General features: G+C 65.6%; 4 protein-coding genes. All 4 read left to right on the top strand.

Annotated features, from left to right (window positions below):
• Positions 1-238 (top strand): LexA family protein (locus CKO31_RS25535; protein ID WP_274607817.1); only part of this gene is annotated, 238 nt, incomplete at its 5' end.
• 439 nt (positions 239-677) lie between these two features.
• Positions 678-1340 carry a response regulator gene (locus CKO31_RS25530; RefSeq protein WP_200243565.1) on the top strand — a complete coding sequence of 221 codons (663 nt, stop codon included), beginning with the start codon at positions 678-680 and terminating at the stop codon, positions 1338-1340.
• On the top strand, positions 1321-1677 hold the full coding sequence (locus CKO31_RS25525; RefSeq protein WP_200243563.1) for a hypothetical protein: 357 nt from the start codon (positions 1321-1323) through the stop codon (positions 1675-1677). Before CKO31_RS25530 ends, CKO31_RS25525 begins: the two co-directional genes overlap by 20 nt.
• A gap of 43 nt (positions 1678-1720) precedes the next feature.
• The coding region (locus tag CKO31_RS25520) for a hypothetical protein (protein WP_200243562.1) at positions 1721-2409 on the top strand (689 nt) is incomplete at its 3' end.

The following is a 2409-nucleotide window of genomic DNA, read 5'->3' as shown; positions in this document are numbered from 1 at the left end:
GCACATCGAGGACGGCGACTTGGTTCTGCTCAATCAGCGCACCACAGCCGAGGACGGCGAAACCGTGGTGGCGCTCATCGATGACGGCCTCGCGACCCTCAAGCGCCTGTATCAGACGCCCGGCGGGCTGCGTCTGCAGCCGGCCAATCCCGACTATGCGCCGCTGCATCGCCCGCAGGGGGCCGTCGAGGTCATCGGCGTCGTCGTCGCTGTGATGCGGGAGGTCGAGGCCCCCTGAGCGGGGCGTGCTCGATCAATGCCGGCGTCGCAAGCTCGTCCATCCTGACGGTGATATGCACGGCGGCTTTGGGACAACCTGCGCAAAGCGACTGCGCCTGGCGCGCGATGCCCTGAATCTTATTGGGTGTTACGCCTGCGGTGCCGGCTTGGCCGGGACTTGACTGCTGGCTGCGCAACGCTCACCGCCAGTGCGCACTGGCCCTGCAGCACACCATCCTCCTGCCCGCCCAACGCCGCTGGCGGTACCGATAACTAGCGCCGCGCTGGGCATGACGTGTTCGGTGCTACAGGTACAAACGCAGCAGCGCCGCTAAGCCAATCGCACAACCGAGCCGACCCTGCTTGATGAGGCGTCATTGACGCCTTGTCCGGGCCGCGGCCATCGCTATCCTGAGTCTATGGCGGCGGCTACCACATGCCCGAATAGTGTCTCCATCGTGATCGCTGAAGACGAGACGCTCCTGATCAGCGTCCTGCCCGGGCTCCTGCACGACGCCTCGTCGGGGGCGATCCAGGTGGTCGATACCTGCCGCTCGCGTTCGGCGTTGCTGCATGTCCTCAAGCGCGCGCAACCGGCTGTACTGGTGTGCGATGTGAGGATGCCGAACCGGGACGGCGATCCGCCGACGGCACTGGATGAGCGGTATCTGGACCAGCTGCTTCGCCAAAGCCCGGAGACGCGCGTTTTGCTGTTGACGGGTCAGCCCGACCCGCTGCTGGCGAAATCGCTGATCGACGCCGGCGCGCACGGCTATGTCGACAAAGGCATCGATCCGCAGCAGATGTACCGAATCATCATGCAAATCAATGCAGGGCGCCGTTACGTCGAGCCGAGCATCCAGGCCGGCATCGACCAGCTCGAGATCCGAGAGGATCGGCAGGTGCGCGAACAGCTCCTGGCCGGTCGTCGTGGCGATGTACTCCGCCTGTTGCTGGACGGCCTGTCGCCGCCGGAAATCGCAGCATCACTGTCCGTTGGCAGGAAATACGTCGACAAGCGCATCGCGGAGATCAAACGGATCACTGGTGTGGACACGCACATCGGCATTTACCGGGTCTGCGAGCGGATGGGGATCATCGGTGCACGCGGAAAGCATTGATTGGACCAAGGCGTTGCTGATCGCGGGCGGATCGCCAGCGGTTCGTGATCAGATCGTCGATGGCGTGCTGGAGCTGTTCGCCGACCAGGGCGAGTTGGCGCCCTTGTTCGTCATAACGGGCCGCTCAAACGAGGTCGGGCGGCTCCGCGAGCTCTCGCACCGCGGTATCGGGCTGGCCAAGCAAGGCGCTATGCCAACGCTTGAGCGGCTGTGCAAAGAATTACAAGCCTGTTTGGCGGAGAACCGGTTAGAGGATGCGGGCGCACTGGGGGTCGCGCTGCGGGAGGAGCGTGAAAACGTACACAGGGTGGTTGTTGCATTGCGCAGCCAGGGCTGAGGGCAGATGCAGAGCGCTCCGACCAATGTGGTGGCGGGCGGCCGTGTTGCTGCTTCTGTCCCTGCTCGACTGCTTGGCGGTAGCGGCGGATTCCCGCGCGTGTCGACCGGGAAGGGTCACCTTGGTGCACCCCGCGGTCCGCGGTGTCTACCAGGAGGCGGTGGAGCAGATTGCCGTGGGTCTCGCGCGCGGCGGGGTGGGCGACTTGGCGGTCTGTTCGTTGAGCGACTTCAAGACGCTCAATCCCCCTGGAGGTGGCGCCGTGATCTTCGCCATTGGTGACAGGGTCGCCGCCGAGGTCGCTGACGCGGGCTCCGCCGCTGTTGTAGGCCTACTGGTGACGCGCCTGCACCCCGCGATGCAATGGGGGGTGTCGCTGTTCGCCGATCCAGGCGCGGTGATCAGGCGCATTCGGGCCCTGAAGCCGGATGTGGCGGGCGTGCACCTCGTGCATCTGAAGGCGGCACCCGGCGATGCGATCGGCAAGACGCGGGCCGCGGTAGAGCGGGCGGGCCTGCAATGGCAGGCGACACCGGTCGCCTCGGTGCGCGATGCCGCCCGTGCCATCGAGCAGCTCAAGTCGACCGGCACAGCGGAAACCGCGGTTTGGTTTCACAACGGCGTGCTGGGCCTCAACCCGGATGTGCTGATCCCCCCGCTGGTGCGCATCAGCTGGAATCGGCAGCTGTTTGTGGTGGCAGACGATGCCGCGTACGTCGAGCGGGGCTCCTG

The organism is Thiohalocapsa halophila (genome assembly GCF_016583825.1).
GTDB lineage: Bacteria > Pseudomonadota > Gammaproteobacteria > Chromatiales > Chromatiaceae > Thiohalocapsa > Thiohalocapsa halophila.
This window is presented reverse-complemented; position numbering and strand designations above follow the sequence as displayed.